At 63.7% G+C, this 16,283-nt stretch carries 16 protein-coding genes; 13 read left to right on the forward strand and 3 right to left on the reverse strand.

Features of this window, described 5'->3' with window-relative positions:
• The first annotated feature begins 73 nt into the window (after nt 1-73).
• The 9 genes from NX068_RS14305 to NX068_RS14345 all read left to right on the forward strand — a co-directional run bounded on the left by NX068_RS14305 (nt 74) and on the right by NX068_RS14345 (nt 8,841).
• A complete protein-coding gene (locus NX068_RS14305; protein WP_263461932.1) occupies nt 74-2,593 on the forward strand; it encodes a heavy metal translocating P-type ATPase in 2,520 nt (839 codons plus the stop codon).
• A 20-nt stretch (nt 2,594-2,613) separates the two neighbouring features.
• Entirely contained in the window at nt 2,614-2,826 is a 213-nt protein-coding gene (gene ccoS / locus NX068_RS14310; RefSeq protein WP_263461933.1) for a cbb3-type cytochrome oxidase assembly protein CcoS, read from the forward strand.
• 374 nt (nt 2,827-3,200) lie between these two features.
• Nucleotides 3,201-4,631, forward strand: coding sequence for a cytochrome-c oxidase, cbb3-type subunit I (ccoN, locus tag NX068_RS14315; protein ID WP_263461934.1), 1,431 nt, complete (start codon nt 3,201-3,203; stop codon nt 4,629-4,631).
• Between the two features lie 16 nt (nt 4,632-4,647).
• Nucleotides 4,648-5,283, forward strand: a complete 636-nt coding sequence (gene ccoO / locus NX068_RS14320; protein WP_263461935.1) for a cytochrome-c oxidase, cbb3-type subunit II — start codon at nt 4,648-4,650, stop codon at nt 5,281-5,283.
• Between the two features lie 14 nt (nt 5,284-5,297).
• Nucleotides 5,298-5,486, forward strand: coding sequence for a CcoQ/FixQ family Cbb3-type cytochrome c oxidase assembly chaperone (locus NX068_RS14325; protein WP_068636176.1), 189 nt, complete (start codon nt 5,298-5,300; stop codon nt 5,484-5,486).
• Nucleotides 5,479-6,369 carry a cytochrome-c oxidase, cbb3-type subunit III gene (ccoP, locus tag NX068_RS14330; RefSeq protein WP_263461936.1) on the forward strand — a complete coding sequence of 297 codons (891 nt, stop codon included), beginning with the start codon at nt 5,479-5,481 and terminating at the stop codon, nt 6,367-6,369. Before NX068_RS14325 ends, ccoP begins: the two co-directional genes overlap by 8 nt.
• Before the next feature lie 97 nt (nt 6,370-6,466).
• Nucleotides 6,467-7,897 (forward strand): cytochrome c oxidase accessory protein CcoG, encoded by a 1,431-nt coding sequence (gene ccoG, locus NX068_RS14335; protein WP_263461937.1) that lies wholly within the window; start codon nt 6,467-6,469, stop codon nt 7,895-7,897.
• Between the two features lie 8 nt (nt 7,898-7,905).
• A complete protein-coding gene (locus NX068_RS14340) occupies nt 7,906-8,406 on the forward strand; it encodes a FixH family protein (protein ID WP_442806746.1) in 501 nt (166 codons plus the stop codon).
• 198 nt (nt 8,407-8,604) lie between these two features.
• Nucleotides 8,605-8,841 (forward strand): hypothetical protein, encoded by a 237-nt coding sequence (locus NX068_RS14345; RefSeq protein WP_068636180.1) that lies wholly within the window; start codon nt 8,605-8,607, stop codon nt 8,839-8,841.
• Between the two features lie 77 nt (nt 8,842-8,918).
• On the opposite strand, the gene NX068_RS14350 is transcribed toward NX068_RS14345, so the two are convergent.
• Nucleotides 8,919-9,362 (reverse strand): universal stress protein, encoded by a 444-nt coding sequence (locus NX068_RS14350; protein ID WP_263461939.1) that lies wholly within the window; start codon nt 9,360-9,362, stop codon nt 8,919-8,921.
• 125 nt (nt 9,363-9,487) lie between these two features.
• Between NX068_RS14350 and NX068_RS14355 the strand changes: the two genes are divergently transcribed.
• On the forward strand, nt 9,488-10,897 hold the full coding sequence (locus tag NX068_RS14355; RefSeq protein ID WP_263461940.1) for an MBL fold metallo-hydrolase RNA specificity domain-containing protein: 1,410 nt from the start codon (nt 9,488-9,490) through the stop codon (nt 10,895-10,897).
• Nucleotides 10,898-10,916: 19 nt separating this feature from the next.
• Nucleotides 10,917-12,710, forward strand: a complete 1,794-nt coding sequence (locus NX068_RS14360; protein WP_263461941.1) for a PHA/PHB synthase family protein — start codon at nt 10,917-10,919, stop codon at nt 12,708-12,710.
• A gap of 9 nt (nt 12,711-12,719) precedes the next feature.
• Here the strand turns inward: NX068_RS14360 and NX068_RS14365 are convergent, their stop codons facing one another.
• The gene (locus tag NX068_RS14365; RefSeq protein WP_068636184.1) at nt 12,720-13,403 is read right to left on the reverse strand and encodes a Crp/Fnr family transcriptional regulator; all 684 of its coding nucleotides are present in this window, start codon (nt 13,401-13,403) and stop codon (nt 12,720-12,722) included.
• Between the two features lie 102 nt (nt 13,404-13,505).
• Between NX068_RS14365 and NX068_RS14370 the strand changes: the two genes are divergently transcribed.
• A complete protein-coding gene (locus NX068_RS14370) occupies nt 13,506-13,895 on the forward strand; it encodes a SirB2 family protein (RefSeq protein ID WP_263461942.1) in 390 nt (129 codons plus the stop codon).
• A 59-nt stretch (nt 13,896-13,954) separates the two neighbouring features.
• Here the strand turns inward: NX068_RS14370 and fnr are convergent, their stop codons facing one another.
• Nucleotides 13,955-14,701, reverse strand: coding sequence for a fumarate/nitrate reduction transcriptional regulator Fnr (fnr, locus tag NX068_RS14375; RefSeq protein ID WP_068636186.1), 747 nt, complete (start codon nt 14,699-14,701; stop codon nt 13,955-13,957).
• A 146-nt stretch (nt 14,702-14,847) separates the two neighbouring features.
• Between fnr and hemN the strand changes: the two genes are divergently transcribed.
• Nucleotides 14,848-16,239: an oxygen-independent coproporphyrinogen III oxidase gene (gene hemN / locus NX068_RS14380; RefSeq protein WP_263461943.1), complete on the forward strand. Its 1,392-nt coding sequence runs from the start codon at nt 14,848-14,850 to the stop codon at nt 16,237-16,239.
• The last annotated feature ends 44 nt before the right edge of the window (nt 16,240-16,283 follow it).

Raw genomic sequence — 16,283 nt, forward strand, 5'->3', positions numbered from 1 at the left:
ATGGCGGGGCGCCCCGCTTCAACCGCCCCTGAAGGATTCATCCTTCAGGGGCGGCTTCATATTGTTGTTGCCGATGACTGCTGCCGACCCTTCCGCTGCTTCTCCCTCTGTCGATTCGCCGTCTGTCGCCGCAACCCAGGGCCGGGAGGCCGACTGCTATCACTGCGGCCTGCCCATTCCGCCCGAAACGCAGCACCATGTTCGCATCGATGGCCGCGACCGGCGGATGTGCTGCGTCGGCTGCGAGGCCGTTGCCCGCTCCATCGTCGACAACGGCCTGGTGGACTACTACCGCCACCGCGATGCGATGCCGGAGACGCGGCGCGAGGCGATGCCGGTCGAGCTGCAGGAACTCGGCCTGTTCGACCATCCGGATTTCCAGAAGAGTTTCGTCCGCCCGGTGGGCGAGCACGAGCGCGAAGCCTCGCTGATCCTGGAAGGCATCACCTGTGCCGCCTGCGTGTGGCTGAACGAGAAGCACGTCGCCCGCCAGGAAGGCGTATCCGCGGTCGAGATCAACTATGCGACGCGGCGCGTGCGGGTGCGCTGGGACGAGCGCAAGATCAAGCTTTCCGACATTCTCGGCGCCATCCAGGCGATCGGTTACCGCGCCTACCCCTATGATGCCGAGCGTTCCGAGCAGATCGCCGACCGCGAGCGCCGCTCGATGCTGTGGCGGGTGTTCGTCGCCGGCTTCGGCATGATGCAGGTCATGATGTACGCCTTCCCCGTCTATGTGGCGGGCGAGGGCGACATGAGCTGGAACATGGAGCTGCTGATGCGCTGGGCCAGCCTGCTGCTGACCCTGCCGGTAGTGCTGTATTCGGCGGCGCCCTTCTTCCAGCGCGCGGTGCGCGACATCCGCCTGCGCCGGCTGGGCATGGACGTGCCGGTCGCGGTGGGGGTGGGCAGTGCCTTCCTCGCCAGCTTGTGGGCGACGCTGACCGACGGGCCGGAAGTGTATTTCGACTCGGTGACGATGTTCGTGTTCTTCCTGCTCGGCGGGCGCTACCTGGAGATGGTGGCGCGCCAGAAGGCGGTGCGTGGCGTCGAGGAATTGGGCAAGGTGCTGCCGTCCTTCGCCGAGCGGCTGGCGGACTGGCCCGAACAGGTCGCCGCCGAGCGCGTGCCGGCCTCGCAACTGGCGGTGGGCGACGTGCTGCGGGTCCGCCCGGGTGAAGTGATTCCGGCCGACGGCGTCGTCGTCGAGGGCGTGGGCGAAGTCAACGAGGCGCTGCTGACCGGCGAGAGCCTGCCCGTCGCCAAGCGGGCCGGCGATCTGCTGACCGGCGGCAGCATCAACGTCTCGTCGCCGCTGCTGTTCCGTGTCGAGCACGTCGGCGACGAGACGCGGCTGGCGGCCATCCGCCGGCTGATGGAGCGCGCGGCGACGGAGAAGCCGCGCGTCGCGACGCAGTCCGACAAGGTGGCGGAGTGGTTCATCGTGACGCTGCTGGCGCTGGCCAGCCTGACCGGCATCGCCTGGTATTTCATCGACAGCGAACGGGCCTTGTGGGTGTTCGTGTCGGTACTGGTGGTTGCCTGCCCGTGCGCCCTGTCACTGGCCACGCCGACCGCGCTCACCGTGGGCACCGACGCCATGGCGCGCATGGGCGTGCTGGTCACGCGCGGCCACGCCATCGAGACGCTGGCCAATGCCACGCATTTCGTGTTCGACAAGACCGGCACGCTGACCCACGGACGCATGCGGCTGGACGAGATTCTGCCGCTCGGCGGGCGGAATGCAGCCGAACTGACCGCGTTGGCCGCGGCGATCGAACAGGGATCGGAGCATCCGGTGGCTGCCGGCCTGCGCGAGGCGGCGCAGGACATGGCGTTGCCGGCAGTGCATGCGCTGCGCGCCGAGACGGGGCAAGGCATGCAGGGCGTCATGAATGGCGAGGCGTTCTGGATCGGCCGCCCCCAGTATGTCGCCGAGGCTGCCGGCCTGACGCCGCCGACCGTGCTCGAAACCTTTGCCGAGCGCGGCGGAACGGTGGTGGCGCTGGCTTCCGCCGCAGGCTGGCAGGGATTGTTCAGGTTGGCCGATACGCTGCGTGCGGGGGCCGGACCTCTGGTGCGGCAGCTTGCCGAGGACGACATCGAGCTCGGCGTGCTCTCCGGCGACGCACCGCGCGCAGTTGCCGCGGTCGCAGATGAACTGGGCATCGCCGAAGCGCATGGCGGCATGAGCCCGCAAGGCAAGCAAGCCTGGATCGCCGGCCTGCAAAAGACGCCGACGGCGGTGGTGGCGATGGTCGGCGACGGCGTCAACGATGCACCAGTGCTGGCTCAGGCCCACGTTTCGGTGGCGATGGGCGGCGGCACGGAACTGGCCCGCAACCAGGCCGACATCGTGCTGCTCAACGAGAACCTCGGCAGCCTCGGGCAGGCGGTGCTGCTTGCGCGTAAGACGCTGCGGATCATCCGCCAGAATCTGTGGTGGTCCTTTGCCTACAACTTCACTTCGGTGCCGCTGGCGATGCTGGGCCTGATCACGCCCTGGATGGCCGGTGTCGGCATGGCCGGCAGCTCGCTGCTGGTGGTGCTGAACGCGATGCGCCTGCAGCGCGTGCCGCGCACCGACAAATAAGGGAATGGACGAGTCCCGACATGGAAGCAAGCCTGTATCTCCTCATCCCGCTCTCCGTGGTACTGGTGTTCGTCATCGGCGGGCTGTTCTGGTGGTCGCTGCGCAATGGCCAGTACGATGACCTGGAGGGCCCGGCCTATCGCCTGTTGCTCGATGATCGCGATGAACTGCCCAAGGACGCCGAGGCTCCGGAGCGCAAGGACGAGGAGGTGGCGAAGGCGCGGGAACCCTGAAGGAAGTGCCTGCGGGTTGACCTAGGTCAACTTGATTTTTTCCCGTTGCGGCACACTTGGTTCCAACGGTTTCAGGCGACCACGCGGCAGCGGTCCGAAACAGGCTTTTTTGTCTCTCTGTTGGGGTTGGGGGTGCGTTGATTCGCACCCTTTTTTTTCGCCTGCGAATCTTGTCTCCACTTGCAGAACGGTGTCTGCAGCCAGCGTGAATACGCCGCTCGGCTTCCTCCTGCTGACACACTGCAATACAATGTTGATCTGTATCAAATTGAGGTCTCGATCCCTGCGTATCCTTCGTCCCGGCCTTTGGGGACGTGCGCATCCGGTCGGGTGGCGTGGCTCAAGAAGGGGTTTTCAACTAAGAGGTGACTCACATGCAATCGCAAGCGACTTATAACTATAAAGTCGTGCGCCAGTTCGCCATCATGACGGTGGTGTGGGGCATCGTGGGCATGCTCGTCGGCGTCATCGCCGCGGCACAGCTCGTGTGGCCTGAACTGAACGTTCACGAATTCCTGCATTTCGGCAGGCTCCGTCCGCTTCATACCAATGGCGTGATCTTTGCATTCGGCGGTTGTGCGCTGTTCGCCACGTCCTACTATGTGGTGCAGCGAACCTGTCATACCCGGCTGTTTGCGCCGGGTCTGGCCGCCTTCACCTTCTGGGGCTGGCAACTCGTCATCCTGCTGGCCGTGATCACCCTGCCGCTCGGCTATACCAGCTCGAAGGAGTATGCCGAACTCGAGTGGCCGATCGACATCCTGATCGCGATCGTCTGGGTGTCCTACGCAATCGTGTTCTTCGGCACCATCGCCAAGCGCAAGGTCTCGCACATCTACGTCGCGAACTGGTTCTTCGGCGGCTTCATCCTCACCGTTGCGCTGCTGCACATCGTCAATAGCGCCGCAATCCCCATCTCGATGACCAGCATGAAGTCCTACTCCGCCTATGCCGGCGTGCAGGACGCGATGGTCCAGTGGTGGTATGGCCACAACGCCGTGGGCTTCTTCCTGACCGCGGGCTTCCTGGGCATGATGTACTACTTCGTGCCGAAGCAGGCTGACCGCCCGGTGTATTCCTACCGCCTGTCCGTGGTGCACTTCTGGGCGCTGATCTTCACCTACATGTGGGCCGGCCCGCACCACCTGCACTACACCGCACTGCCCGACTGGACCCAGTCCGTCGGCATGGTGTTCTCGCTGATCCTGCTGGCACCGTCCTGGGGCGGCATGATCAACGGCGTCATGACGCTGTCGGGCGCCTGGCACAAGCTGCGCACCGACCCGATCCTGAAGTTCCTGATCACCGCGCTGTCGTTCTACGGCATGTCGACCTTCGAAGGTCCGATGATGTCGATCAAGACCGTGAATGCGCTGTCGCACTACACCGACTGGACCGTCGGCCACGTGCACTCCGGCGCGCTGGGCTGGGTGGCGATGATCTCGATCGGCTCGATCTACTTCCTACTGCCGCGCATGTACGGCAAGACCGAGATGTACAGCGTCAAGCTGATCAACGCGCACTTCTGGATCGCCACCATCGGCATCGTGCTCTACATCGCCTCGATGTGGATCTCGGGCGTGATGCAGGGCCTGATGTGGCGTGCGACCAACGCCGACGGCACGCTGACCTACTCCTTCGTCGAGAGCGTCAAGGCCAGCTATCCGTTCTGGACCATCCGCTTCATCGGCGGCGTGCTGTTCCTTACCGGCATGTTGATCATGTTCTACAACATGGTGAAGACCATCGCCGGCCAGAAGGCCTATGAAGCGCCGGTGCTCGCACCCGCGGCCGCTCACGCCTGATCGGAGAACGACAAACATGGCTCAATCGAAACACGAAAAAATCGAGCGCAACGTATTCCTGATGATCGTTCTGTCGCTGATGACCGTCAGCGTGGGCGGTCTGGTGGAAATCGTGCCGCTGTTCTTCCAGCACTCGACGACGACGGCAATCGACCAGAAGGGCAATGCGCTCGACGTCAAGCCCTATGACCCGGTCCGTCTGGTCGGCCGCGACATCTATGTCCGCGAAGGCTGCTACAACTGTCACTCGCAGATGATCCGTCCGTTCCGCGCCGAAACCGAGCGCTATGGCCACTACTCGGTGGCGGGTGAGTTCATCTACGACCACCCGTTCCAGTGGGGCTCCAAGCGTACCGGTCCCGATCTGGCGCGTGTCGGCGGCCGCTATTCCGACGAATGGCAGCGTGCGCACCTGCTCAATCCGCGCGACGTGGTGCCCGAGTCCAACATGCCTGCGTTCCCCTGGCTCGATCGTCCGGTCAAGGCCGACGACATCCAGCTGAAGATGCGTGCGCTCAACAAGGTGGGCCTGCACAAATACAGCGAGGAAGATATCGCCGCCGCACCCGCCGCCCTCGAAGGCAAGACCGAACTGGACGCCATCATTGCGTACCTGCAGGGTCTGGGCACTGCGATTTCGGACTTTAAGTAAGGACTGGGCGCGTCGTGGATATCAATGACCTCAGAAGCCTGTTCACTGTTCTGGGCTTGCTGTGCTTCCTGGGCATCGTCGTCTGGGCATACAGCAAGCACGCCAAGAAGGGATTCGACGAGGCGGCGCGCCTGCCCCTGAGCGATGATGACCTGCCGGCCTCCGATCGCCGGCAAGACCAAGAGGGAAAAGCAAATGGCTGACTTTATCAGCGGTTTCTGGAACATGTATGTGATGGTCCTGGTGGCCCTCTCCATCCTGTTCTGCGTGTTCGTGCTGGTGTCGAACATGACCAAGCGCGAAAAGGGACCGGTCGAACTGCACGGCCACGTGTGGGACGAGACGATCGCCGAATACAACAATCCGCTGCCGCGCTGGTGGATGTATCTGTTCTGGCTCACGATCATCTTTGCCGTCACGTATCTGGCGATCTATCCGGGCTTCGGCAACGTGAACCAGCACCGTGGCCAGTGGGCGCAGTACGACGCCGAAATGGTCAAGGCCGAAGAGCGCTACGGCCCGATCTTCGCCAAATACCGCGAGATGGACGTGCTGGCCGTGGCTGCCGATCCGGAGGCGAACGCGATGGGCAAGCGCCTGTTCCTGACTTACTGTGCGCAATGCCATGGTTCGGCTGCACAGGGCAACAAGGGCTTCCCCAACCTGACCGACGACGAATGGCAGTGGGGCGGTGATCCCGAGACGATCAAGGCCACCATCACCGGTGGGCGCATGGGGATCATGACGCCCTTCGGCCCGATCCTGGGGGCAGAAGGCGTCAAGGACGTCGCCAACTACGTGCGTTCGCTGTCGGGCCTGGCGCACGACTCGCTGCGCGCCCAGCGTGGCAAGGATGCCTTCGACACCAACTGCGTGGCCTGCCACGGCGCCGATGGCACCGGCAACCCGATGCTCGGCGCGCCCAACCTGGCCAACAAGGCCTGGCTGTACGGCTCGTCGGAAGCAACCATCATCGAGACCGTCACCCATGGCCGTAGCAACCAGATGCCGGCCTTCGGCGAGTTCCTCGGTGAGGACAAGGTTCACCTGCTGACGGCCTACGTGCTGAGCCTGAGCAAGCAGTAACAGTCGGTGCAGTAAAAGCAGTTCCATCCCCGGGAGGAGGGGGTCCTCCCGGGGCTACCCATAGAACAAGAACAAGAATTCATCGGTCAGAGGCACCATGAGCAGCCCATCCCCACAGCCGAAGAAATCGGCCAAGCAGAGTTCTTCCGAATCGAGCGAGTCGCTCTACGAATCACGCCGCAAGCTATACGTGCGTGCCGTCACTGGCCTGTTCGCCAACTGGCGCTGGGCCCTGGTGTGGATCACGCAGATCGTCTTCTACGGACTGCCATGGCTGACCTGGAACGATCGCCAGGCAGTCCTGTTCCATCTCACCGAACGCAAGTTCTACATCTTCGGCTGGGTTTTCTGGCCGCAGGACGTGCTCTTCCTCGCCCTGCTGCTGATCATCTCCGCCTACGCGCTGTTCTTCTTCACTGCCATCGCAGGCCGCTTGTGGTGCGGCTATGCCTGTCCGCAGACGGTGTACACCGAGATCTTCATGTGGTTCGAGCAGAAGATCGAAGGCGACCACGGCAAGCAGCAGAAGCTCGACAAGATGCCGATGAACGGCGAGAAGCTGCTCAAGCGGACGACCAAGTATTTCGTCTGGGGGCTGTTCTCGCTATGGACCGGCTTCACTTTCGTAGCCTATTTCTCACCGCTGCAGGAATTGCTGGCAGCCGCGCCGGGCTTCACCTTCGGGCCATGGGAAGCGTTCTGGATCCTGTTCTATGCGGGCTTCACCTATCTGTTCGCGGGTGTCATGCGCGAGCAGGTGTGCAAGTACATGTGCCCCTACGCCCGCTTCCAGGCGGTGATGTTCGACCCTGACACCCTGGTCGTCACCTATGACGAGGGGCGCGGCGAACCGCGCGGTTCGCGCCGGAAGGGGGTCGATCCCAGCACGGTGGGCAAGGGAGACTGTATCGATTGCAGCATCTGTGTCCAGGTCTGTCCGACCGGAATCGACATCCGGCAGGGCCTGCAATACGAATGCATCGGCTGTGGGGCCTGTATCGACGCCTGTGACCAGGTGATGGACAAGATGCAGTACCCGCGCGGCCTCATCCGCTATTCGACCGATAACGCGGTGAAGAAGGGGTGGGGGCGCAAGGAGATACTCGGACATGTCTTCCGCCCCCGTACCTTGATCTACGGCTTCATTCTTGCGGCGATGTGCGTCGGATTCGTGTTGCTGCTGGCGAACCGCGAGCCGCTGCGGGTCGACGTGATTCGCGACCGCTCCTCGCTCGGACGCGAGATCGAAGGTGGCATGATCGAGAACGTGTACAACCTGCATGTGATCAACATGTCCGAAGCGTCGCGCACCTTCCGCATCGATGTCGTGGGCATTCCCGGGGCCAGGATCGGCAGCGCGCAGAGTGTCGAGGTCGGTCCGGCTGCAACGCATTCGCTGACGACCCAGGTTCTCGTGCCTTACGACCAGGGCCAGCCGGGCGCGAACACGATTGCCTTCCAGATCACTGCGGAAGATGATTCCGGCCTGACCATCACCGAAGAAACGACTTTCCTCATTCCAAAATGAATACGACCTTGACAGAGAAGACGCCGCCACCGTGGTACAAGCAGGGCTGGCCCTGGTTCCTGATCAGCTTTCCGGCGATTGCAGTCGTCGCCGGGATCGCGACCCTGGTGATCGCCATCAATACCTTCGACGGCATGGTGGTCGACGATTACTACAAGGAAGGGCGAGCCATCGTCCAGACGATGGAGCGTGCCGAGCATGCGAAGGAGCTCGGCCTGAGGGCGCACCTCGTCGTGCGCAGCGACTCGATTCGTATCGAGCTCGATGCGCTCGATACGGGGAAGCTGCCTGCCCGGCTTCATCTCACGGTTTCGCACCCCACGCGCGGCGGCATGGACCAGGCAATGCTGATCGAAGGTGCCGGTGGTGTTTACCAGGCTGCACTGGCGCCCCTGAGCACCGGGCGCTGGCAGTTCCTGCTGGAGGACGAGGCCCGCAGCTGGCGCATGAGCGGGGACACCTATATTCCGACGGAGACGGAAATCTGGATTGACCCGGCAGGTGCTTGAGCCGTTTACCGGCTATATTGAAAGAACACCCCAACTGTTGCCCGGCAGCGATGCCGGTCTGCTCAGCCCGTCCATGGCCGCCATCCTCATCGACATGAGGATGGCTCGATCTCGGCTTCGCAACATGGCCGAAATCGAAGGGCCGGAACGGGCTGCTGAGAGCAATGTCATAATTCTCCCGTGCGAAGGAGAGATGCGATGCTGAAATGGATACAGGTGCTGTGGCCGTCATTCCTGGTTGCGGCAATGGCCGAGGCAGTCTTCTTTACCGTGATCGATCCGCAACAGCTCTACCTGTTCGGGCAGCCGGTCGACTATGGCGAGTTGGCGACCTATTCGATCGGCTTCCTCGGCTTCTGGCTGGTGTGCGCAGCCTCCAGCCTGTGCACGATCTTTTTGCAACGCAGTGCCAGCGAGCTGAATCGGCGGAATTGATATCCCGCTGCCGGACCCGGAAATGCAGAACGGCCCGTGAGGGCCGTTCTGCATTTCGCGCCGTCGACGTCCGCCGTTCAGCGATAGACGAGGACCGGAATCTTGCTGTGCGTCAGCACTTTCTGGGTTTCGCTGCCGAGCAGCAGGCCGGCGATGCCGCGGCGGCCATGCGAAGCCATGAAAATGAGATCGCAGCCGTGGCGATCCGCGGCATCGATCACTGCCTCGTAAGGAATCTCGTTGACGACCGTATCGGTCGCCGCCACGACGCCTGCGCTGTCGGCAACGGCTTTCGCCTTGTCGAGGATGGATTGTGCTTCCGCTGCCGCGGATTTTGCGAACTGTTCCGGCGTGGTGGGGTCGATCAAAGCGCCTTCGCCGTAGATCGGCATCGGAAAATCGGGCTGGGCGTAGAAGAAGGTGATGCGCGCCCCGGCTTCACTGGCGAAGGTCACTGCACGGGAAACCGTGCCTTCCGACAGCGTGGAACCATCAGTGGGAACGAGGATGTGTTTGAACATGGTGTATGCCTCCTGTCGGTTGTGTGCAATTCGATTATAGCTGGCTGCGCAGCGGCATCGGGTTTGACGAGCGTCAAACGGTCTGCCGTTCCAGGGGCGCATCGTGCATGGCAGGGAGATAAGTGATGAAACTGAGCTTCATGGGTGCAGCCGGCGAAGTGACGGGGTCATGTCTGCGAGTCGATCACGAGCATGGAAGTTTCCTCGTGGACTGCGGCCTGTTCCAGGGCGGGCGGACGGCGGAGGTGCGAAACCGCCGTGCGCTCGATTTCGACCTCAGGCAGATCGATTTCGTTCTGTTGACGCATGCCCATCTCGATCACAGCGGCCTCGTGCCGCGACTCGTCGCACTTGGTTACAAGGGACCGATCCTGGCCACGTCCGCGACGGTGGACCTGCTCGGCATCATGCTGATGGATTCCGCGCACATCCAGGAAAAGGAAGCCGAGTGGGCCCTGCGCAATGCGCACAATCGCCGTGCCCGCCATCGTGCGGAGATGACGCCGCTCTACACTGTCGAGCAGGCCCGCATCAGCCTGGCGCGCCTGCGGCCCGTCGCCTACGAGACGGACTTCGAGCCCGGGCCGGGAGTGCGTTGCCGCTTTCGCGAAGCGGGGCACATCCTGGGTTCGGCGATCATCGAGATCGATGTCGGTATGGGCGCGGCAGCGAAGCGTCTGGTGGCATCGGGCGATCTCGGCCAGCCGATGCGCCCGGTGGTACGCGATCCGGTGCCTGTCGAGCGCGCGGATGTGCTGTGTGTGGAATCGACCTACGGCAACCGTGCCCACCGGCCGCTCGAAGCCACTTACGATGAACTGGTCGATGCCATACAGCAGACGGTACACGGGCGTGGCGGCAATGTCGTGATTCCGGCGTTCGCAGTCGGTCGGACGCAGGAGATCCTGTTCGTACTGGCCGATCTGGTGCGCGCAGGCCGCCTCGGGCCGCTGAAGGTCGTCGTCGATTCGCCGATGGCCTCGGCGGTCACGGCGCTGACCCTGGACCACCGTGAGCTCTGGGACGAGGAGACGCAGGCGCTCTACGCCTGGTGGCAGTCCAGCCAGGGACGCTTCGACGTCCGCTTTGTGCAGGACGTCGAAGAGTCGATGGCGCTGAACGAAGTCCGCGGCGGCCTGGTGATCATCTCGGCCAGCGGCATGTGTGATGCAGGGCGGATCCGGCATCATCTGCGGTACAACCTCGGCCGCAGCGAATGCGCGGTCGTCATCGCCGGCTTCCAGGCCGCGGGCACGCTCGGTCGCCGGCTGGTCGATGGGGCGCAGCAGGTCACGCTGTTCGGCGAACGGGTGCCGGTGCGTGCGCGCATCCATACCATCGGGGGCCTGTCGGCGCATGCCGACCAGCCCGCACTGCTCGACTGGCTCGGGCATTTCAGGCAGGCGCCGCGGCATACCTTCGTCGTGCATGGAGAGCCGCTCGGCGCATTGGCGCTGGTCGATGCCATCCACGACCGGCTGGGATGGCGGCATGTGCTGATGCCCGAGCCCGGCCAGGCTTACGCCATTCAATGAATCGCATGGGAGATCGGCCATGAACCAGAAAACCGGGGAATCGACGAAGAAGCGGAATCGGGGAGAAGGCGACGCGGCCGGGCAGGCCCAGTCCGCCGCACCCCGGCCGCCGGAGTTCTACAAGACCCTGCACCGCATCAACGAGGGCCTCGCCGAGGCGGCCGATCCGCTGGGGCTGGCTGCGCCCATCGTCCATGCACAACTCGCCTGGCTGGCCCACCCCCAGGAGCTTGCCGAGCGAGCCATGCGGCTGTCGTCCGACCTGTGGCGCCTGCAGTGGCATACCTGGAATCGTGCAGCCGGCCTGCCCAGCACCGATCCGATCGAACCGCATCAGGACGACACGCGGTTTGCCGATCCGGTGTGGACCGAGTCGCCGACCTGGGACCTGATCAAGGAGTGGTATCTGGCCTTCACCCATCACACCCAGGACATGCTCTACGAGACACCGGCGCTGTCGAACAAGGAGCGGCGGCGGGCGGCGTTCTGGTGGCGCAACTGGCTCAATGCCGTGGCGCCGACCAATTTCCTGCCGACCAACCCGGTGGCCCTGCGCAAGGCGGTCGAAAGCGGCGGCGTCAGCCTCGTGCGCGGTCTCGAGAATTTCGTCGCCGACCTGAAGGCGGGCGAGATCAGGATGACCGATCCCGACGACTTCAAGGTCGGCGAGAACCTCGCCACCACGCCGGGCGCGGTGATCTTCCGCAACCGCCTGCTCGAAGTCATCCACTACACCCCCAGCCAGCCGCGCGTCCACGCCGAACCGGTGGTCATCGTCACGCCCTGGATCAACAAGTTCTACGTGCTCGACCTGACGCCGAAGCGGAGCATGATCCGCTTCCTGCTCGATCAGGGACTGGACCTCTTCATCACGAGCTGGAAGAACCCGGACGCTTCGATGCACGAACTCACGTTCGACGACTACCTGCTCGAAGGCGTCGATACCATCGTGCGTGTCGCGCGCGAGTTCACCGCTGCCCGGCAGGTCCACGCGGTGGGCTACTGCATCGGCGGTACGGCGCTGGCGATGTACATGGCCTGGGCCAACCGCCGCCATGGCGAGGATGCGGTGCCGGTCGCCGACTGGACGCTGTTCACCACGCTGGTGGACTTCCATAAGCCGGGCGACATCGAAGTCTTCATCGACAAGAGCAGCATCGACTACCTGTGCAGCAAGATGGCGCAGAAGGGCTATCTGGATGGGGCCGAGATGGCGGCTTCCTTCCGCCTGCTGCGCTCGAACAGCCTGATCTGGCAGTACGTGGTCAATGGCTGGCTGTACGGCGAGACGCCGCCGCCCTTCGACGTGCTGTACTGGAACATGGACTCCACGCGCATGCCGTATGAGATGCATGCCTGGTACCTGCGCGAACTCTACCTGCACAACCGGCTGATCCAGCCCAACGCCCTCGAAGTCGCCGGTGAAAAGCTCGACCTGTCGCTGATCCGCCAGCCCCTGTACGCAGTCGCAGCCGAGGACGACCACATCGCACCCTGGCGCCAGACTTTCGCCATCAACAACCATGTGGTCGGCAGCCGGCGCTACGTGCTGTCGAGCTCGGGGCACATCCTCGGCATCCTGAATCCGATCGTGCATCCGCCGAAGCGGCGCTACTGGGTGGCCGATGCGCGCCGTTCCGACACCGCCGACAGCTGGCACCAGCGCGCCGAGCAGCACCAGGGCAGCTGGTGGGAGGACTGGATGCGCTGGCTCAAGCCTCGTGTCGGCCCGGAGATCGAGGCGCGGCCGGTCGCGAACGACACTTTCCCGGCGCTGTGCCCGGCACCGGGAAGCTACGTGCTGGAGCCCTGAGCCGCGTGCTCAGACCTGGTGGCGTGCCAGGCGGGCAGGGTCGTGCAGCGTGATGTGCTTGCCGTGCACGCTGATCAGGCCGGATTCGCTGAGGTCGTGGAAGATGCGCGACAGGGTTTCGGGCGTCAGGTTCAGGCGCGAGGCGATCACCTGCTTGCTGGTAGGCAGGTCGATCTCGCAGGGCGAGTCGCTGTCGGCGACCTGCAGCAGATAGCCGATCACGCGCTGGATGCTCGAGCGCAGCGAGTAGGTCTCGACGTCCTGGATCAGGCCGTGCAGGCGGATCGACATGCCGGCGAGCAGCTTGTGGGCGAAGGAGGGGTCTTGGTCGATCAGTTCGCTGACCACGGCCTGGCCGACGTGGATCAGCGCCGTTTCCGTCAGCGCCTCGGCGAACACCGGGTAGGGCTTGTTCATGAACATCACCGCTTCGCCGAAACTCTGCATCGGGCCGATGATCTCGACGACCTTTTCCGTGCCCTGCGGCGAGGAGAAGGCGAGCTTGACCTGACCCGAGACGACGAAGTAAAAGCCATGCGGCTGGTCGCCGCGCTGGAACAGGACTTCGCCGCGGGCGATGTGGCGGTCGCGGGTGTAGCGGGCGATGCGCTCGATGTCGGCTGCGGACAGTTCGCTGAAAAGCGGAATGCGCTTGAGCAGCGCGGGGATGTCTATGGGTGGGGTGCTGGCCATGTGCGGGCGCTCCTGATGGGAAGCCGTCTCGTTTGTCGGCCTCCATTCTAATTGAGGGCAGGGGCTGCGGCGGCCGTGCCGCCCCTGGAAAAAAGGAAGAACATGTATTTCGCCATCAAGCATCTTCACGTCACCTGCGTGGCGCTCAGCATCCTGGGCTTCCTGCTGCGAGGCTACTGGATGATCAGCGGCAGCCCCTTGCTGAAGAGCCTGCCGGCGCGGGTGCTGCCCCACGTCGTCGACAGCGTTCTGCTGATCACGGCGATCGTGCTGGCGGTGATGATCCAGCAGTATCCCTTCGAGGCTGGCTGGGTGACAGCCAAGGTGATCGGGCTGATCGCCTATATCGTGCTCGGCACCGTCGCCCTCAAGCGCGGCAGGACGCGCTCGCAGCGGCTGTCCGCGTTTGCCGCCGCGCTCGCGGTGTATGCGTGGATCGTGTCGGTGGCGCTGAGCAAGAACGCTGCGGGCTATCTGGCTGCGGTCGTCTGACGGGGCGGTCGAGGCAGCGAGACGGGAAGGGGGCAAAGGCAGGCCGGAGGCAGGCGCTCTCAGCGCCCGCAGCCGGCCGTCTGATGCTGGACCAGCTTGCGCAGCCTGGTCGTGTCGAGCAGGCGGATGTGCTTCTGCTGCACGGCGATCAGGCCTTCTTCCTGGAAGCGGGAAAAGGCGCGCGACACCGTCTCGAGCTTGAGGCCGAGGTAGGAGCCGATTTCCTCGCGCGTCATGCGCAGGTGGAATTCGGCCGCCGAAAAGCCGCGGGCGGTGAAGCGCTGCGACATGTTGAGCAGGAAAGCCGCCAGCCGCTCCTCGGCGCGCATCGAGCCGAGCAGCATCATCACGCCGTGGTCGCGCACGATCTCGCGGCTCATGACCTTGTGGAACTGGTGCTGCAGGCCTTCGACCTCGTGCGACAGCTGCTCGAGCTTGGCGTAGGGAATCACGCACACTTCGCTGTCTTCCAGCGCCACCGCGTTGCAGCTGTGGCTTTCGGTGCTGATGCCGTCCAGGCCGAGGATCTCGCCCGTCATCTGGAAGCCGGTCACCTGGTCGCGGCCGTCCTCGAGCAGCACGTCGGTCTTGAACGAGCCGGCGCGAATGGCGTAGATCGCCTCGAAAGGATCACCCGCACGATACAGGCTCTGCTGGCGCTTGACCTTGCGGCGGCCGCCGACCAGTTCGTCGAGCTGGTGCAGCTCGCTGTCGGACATGCCGAAGGGCAGACACAGCTCCACGAGATTGCATTGCGAACAGGCGGTCTTCAGCCCGTTCATGGTCACTGGCACGCTTGCCCTCATCTGCACGATAATTCCGTTTCCTTCAGACACTGTCTCGGGCGCCCTCATCAGTCCATCGGTTCCGGTCTGTTCCTGCCCGTTGATCCACGTCAACCAAAATATTGTGGTGTTCTGCCATTGTTCGGCAGACACTCAAGTTTCAGATCATGACCGACCAGAACGAACTCATCTTCGACCCGCAGCTCATCCGCCGATTCGACATCAACGGTCCGCGGTACACGTCCTATCCCACTGCGGATCGCTTCGTCGAGGCATTCAACGCTGATGCCCTCAAGGATTGGCTTGCCAAACGCGCCATCGGCGGCGTCAGCAAACCTCTCTCATTATACTTCCACATCCCGTTCTGTAACACGATCTGCTACTACTGCGCCTGCAACAAGATCATCACCAAGGATCACGGGCGCTCGGCCAAGTACCTGAAATACCTGGCCAAGGAGATCGAGATGCAGGCCGCCTGTCTGGAGGGCGGCCACCAGGTGACGCAGCTTCACCTGGGCGGCGGAACGCCCACCTTCCTGTCGCACGACGAAATGCGGCAACTGATGGCATCGGTGCGCGAGCATTTCACGCTGGTGCCGAACGGTGAATATTCCATCGAGGTCGACCCGCGCAAGGTGGACTACGACACCGTCGCGCTGCTGGCCGAACTCGGCTTCAACCGCATGAGCGTCGGCGTGCAGGATTTCGCCGAGGACGTCCAGCGGGCGGTCAACCGCATCCAGAGCTTCGAGGAAACCAAGCTCGTCATCGATGCCGCACGTGGCAACGGCTTCAAGTCGGTGAGCATGGACCTGATCTACGGCCTGCCCAGGCAGAACGTGATCAGCTTCAACCGTACGCTCGAACAGGTGCTGGAGATCTCGCCCGACCGCGTCTCCCTCTACAGCTATGCGCACCTGCCGGGCCTGTTCAAGCCGCAGCGCCGCATCTCGCAGGACGACATGCCCACCGCCGACACCAAGCTGCAACTGCTGCAGCTCGGCATCCGCCGCCTGACCGAAGCGGGCTACGTCTATATCGGCATGGACCACTTCGCCAAGCCGGACGACGAACTGACCGTCGCCCAGCGCCAGGGCCGGCTGCACCGCAACTTCCAGGGCTATTCGACCCAGGCCGAATGCGACCTGCTGGCCTTCGGCGTGTCGGCGATCGGCAAGATCGGCCCGGTGTATGCACAGAACGTCAAGACGCTCGACGACTACTACGACGCCCTCGACCGCGACGAGCTGCCGGTGCTGCGTGGCATCGAGCTGAACGCGGACGACCTGCTGCGGCGCTCGATCATCCAGGCGCTGATGTGCCACTTCGAGCTGTCGATGCAGTCGATCGAGATCGCCCACCTGATCGATTTCCGCGAGTATTTCGCCAGCGAACTCGCCGACCTGCAGGAAATGCAGAAGGCCGGCCTGGTCAGGATCGACGGCGACTGGATCAGCGTCGAGCCGGCCGGCCGCCTGCTGGTGCGCGGCATCGCCATGGTGTTCGACCGCTATCTGCGCGCAGACCGCGAGCGCGCGCGCTACTCGCGCGTGATCTGAGGGGCGGGCGGGTATCACGTGCCGCCAGGGAGCTGCCTGGACGG

Source organism: Thauera carbonicopians, assembly GCF_025699485.1.
In the GTDB taxonomy this organism is placed as follows: domain Bacteria; phylum Pseudomonadota; class Gammaproteobacteria; order Burkholderiales; family Rhodocyclaceae; genus Thauera.

What these genes read in the sequence shown, in the direction of transcription:
- NX068_RS14305 (WP_263461932.1), top strand. Translation starts at nt 74, where the DNA reads ATGACTGCTGCCGACCCTTCCGCTGCTTCTCCCTCTGTCGATTCGCCG.
- ccoS (WP_263461933.1), top strand. Translation starts at nt 2,614, where the DNA reads ATGGAAGCAAGCCTGTATCTCCTCATCCCGCTCTCCGTGGTACTGGTG.
- ccoN (WP_263461934.1), top strand. Translation starts at nt 3,201, where the DNA reads ATGCAATCGCAAGCGACTTATAACTATAAAGTCGTGCGCCAGTTCGCC.
- ccoO (WP_263461935.1), top strand. Translation starts at nt 4,648, where the DNA reads ATGGCTCAATCGAAACACGAAAAAATCGAGCGCAACGTATTCCTGATG.
- ccoP (WP_263461936.1), top strand. Translation starts at nt 5,479, where the DNA reads ATGGCTGACTTTATCAGCGGTTTCTGGAACATGTATGTGATGGTCCTG.
- ccoG (WP_263461937.1), top strand. Translation starts at nt 6,467, where the DNA reads ATGAGCAGCCCATCCCCACAGCCGAAGAAATCGGCCAAGCAGAGTTCT.
- NX068_RS14345 (WP_068636180.1), top strand. Translation starts at nt 8,605, where the DNA reads ATGCTGAAATGGATACAGGTGCTGTGGCCGTCATTCCTGGTTGCGGCA.
- NX068_RS14350 (WP_263461939.1), bottom strand. Translation starts at nt 9,362, where the DNA reads ATGTTCAAACACATCCTCGTTCCCACTGATGGTTCCACGCTGTCGGAA.
- NX068_RS14355 (WP_263461940.1), top strand. Translation starts at nt 9,488, where the DNA reads ATGAAACTGAGCTTCATGGGTGCAGCCGGCGAAGTGACGGGGTCATGT.
- NX068_RS14360 (WP_263461941.1), top strand. Translation starts at nt 10,917, where the DNA reads ATGAACCAGAAAACCGGGGAATCGACGAAGAAGCGGAATCGGGGAGAA.
- NX068_RS14365 (WP_068636184.1), bottom strand. Translation starts at nt 13,403, where the DNA reads ATGGCCAGCACCCCACCCATAGACATCCCCGCGCTGCTCAAGCGCATT.
- NX068_RS14370 (WP_263461942.1), top strand. Translation starts at nt 13,506, where the DNA reads ATGTATTTCGCCATCAAGCATCTTCACGTCACCTGCGTGGCGCTCAGC.
- fnr (WP_068636186.1), bottom strand. Translation starts at nt 14,701, where the DNA reads ATGAGGGCAAGCGTGCCAGTGACCATGAACGGGCTGAAGACCGCCTGT.
- hemN (WP_263461943.1), top strand. Translation starts at nt 14,848, where the DNA reads ATGACCGACCAGAACGAACTCATCTTCGACCCGCAGCTCATCCGCCGA.